The organism is Staphylococcus sp. GDX8P80P (genome assembly GCF_017893095.1).
GTDB lineage: Bacteria > Bacillota > Bacilli > Staphylococcales > Staphylococcaceae > Staphylococcus > Staphylococcus borealis.
Window position 1 is genome coordinate 1 of sequence record NZ_JAESMI010000137.1, and the last position, 504, is coordinate 504.

A 504-nucleotide genomic window follows, 5' to 3' on the forward strand; every position below is an offset into this window, starting at 1 on the left:
GTCGAGAGTTCATGTAATGAATTGTTATAGGACCTCAAATAGACCGCTTTATAATAAATATAAAAGTTATTGGAAACTATTTCTTAAACCTTTCGAAACGCTAGAGGCATTTAATTATCGTAAAGCTCATTTATTTAAAGAGTGGAAAACCGAAAAAGGCATTATGAATTACTTATTAGGTGTAGATGTAGAACTATTTAATACATATCAATACGTTCATGAGTTAAGACGATTATTAAAAGAAAACCAAATAGAAAAATTTAATCATACACTCTTTTCAATTCATCTTTCAGATGTGTGCCCTAAGCTACTCCCAGTCATTAGAACTTTAAGACGATTAACAGCTTTCATTGAAAATACTATGACATATTCTAACCTGACCAACGGTCCGTTAGAAGGAATTAACAATAAAATCAAACTCATTAAAAGGGTATCTTTTGGTTATAGAAATTATGATAATTTGCGTAATCGAATTATTATAACTTCGCGACTATTTGCCTCAAA

The 504-nt window shown here is 30.0% G+C and carries 1 protein-coding gene; it reads left to right on the forward strand.

Annotated features, from left to right (window positions below; translation table 11 throughout):
- A partial coding sequence (locus KA858_RS11125; protein WP_210135714.1) for a transposase occupies positions 1 to 504 on the forward strand: 504 nt, incomplete at both ends.